This window comes from Citrobacter sp. GW821-FHT02E08 (assembly GCF_059421685.1).
The window spans coordinates 1-1,159 of record NZ_JBWKVL010000038.1 but is presented as its reverse complement, the minus strand read 5'-3'; the positions used below and the strand labels follow the sequence as shown (position 1 = coordinate 1,159).

Annotated in this window: 1 protein-coding gene; it reads left to right on the top strand. The window is 53.1% G+C overall.

Annotated elements, in window-relative coordinates; translation table 11 throughout:
- Positions 1 to 103 precede the first annotated feature (103 nt).
- On the top strand, positions 104 to 1,135 hold the full coding sequence (locus AC07UY_RS21730) for an IS630 family transposase (protein ID WP_494701938.1): 1,032 nt from the start codon (positions 104 to 106) through the stop codon (positions 1,133 to 1,135).
- The last annotated feature ends 24 nt before the right edge of the window (positions 1,136 to 1,159 follow it).

The window sequence follows — 1,159 nt, the reverse complement described above, 5'->3', positions numbered from 1 at the left end:
CTAAATAGCTGCGCGGAATAGTAGATCACTTAAAGGGAACTCAGCCCGGATTGTGCGATCTGATCAATCGCCAAATATCCCACATCACCAACCGGACTGAGCGATGCCGATCATAGCACCCATACCCCGTATCGAACGACGCCTGATGCAGAAAACTATCCATAAAACGCGTGACAAGAACCATGCCCGCAGACTGACCGCCATGCTGATGTTACACCGGGGAGACCGTGTCAGCGATGTCGCCAGAACACTCTGCTGTGCCCGTTCATCTGTCGGTCGCTGGATTAACTGGTTTACGCTGTCGGGTGTTGAAGGTCTGAAGTCCTTGCCCGCAGGGCGCTCCCGCAGCTGGCCTTATGAGCATATCTGCGCACTGTTACGTGAACTGGTAAAACGCACTCCCGGTGATTTTGGCTATCAGCGTTCACGCTGGAGTACCGAACTGTTGGCAATAAAAATCAATGAGATAACCGGATGTCAGTTGCATGCCGGAACCGTTCGTCGCTGGCTGCCCTCTGCCGGGCTTGTGTGGCGCAGGGCGGCCCCGACCCTGCACATCCGTGACCCACATAAAGAGGAGAAGATGGCGGCAATCCATAAGGCACTGGAAAAATGCAGCGCAGAGCATCCGGTCTTTTATGAAGATGAAGTGGATATCCACCTCAATCCCAAAATCGGGGCAGACTGGCAACTTCGTGGGCAACAAAAGCGCGTGGTAACACCGGGACAGAATGAAAAATACTACCTGGCCGGGGCGCTGCACAGCGGTACCGGAAAAGTCAGCTACGTTGGCGGCAACAGCAAGAGTTCGGTGCTGTTCATCGCCCTGCTGAAACACCTGAAAGCCACATACCGACGGGCAAAAACCGTCACGCTTATTGTGGATAACTACATCATTCACAAAAGCCAGGAAACGCAGCGCTGGCTGAAAGAGAACCCGAAGTTCAGCGTGATTTACCAGCCAGTTTACTCGCCGTGGGTGAACCACGTAGAGCGACTGTGGCAGGCGCTTCACGACACAATAACGCGCAATCATCAGTGTCGTTCAATGTGGCAACTACTGAGAAAAGTTCGTCATTTTATGGAAACCGCCAGCCCGTTCCCCGGAAGAAAGCATGGTCTGGCAAAAATGTAGCGGTATTAGACGCAGCTATTTAGT

Excerpts from the sequence above, each read along its gene's own strand:
- AC07UY_RS21730 (WP_494701938.1), top strand. The coding sequence starts at position 104 with ATGCCGATCATAGCACCCATACCCCGTATCGAACGACGCCTGATGCAG.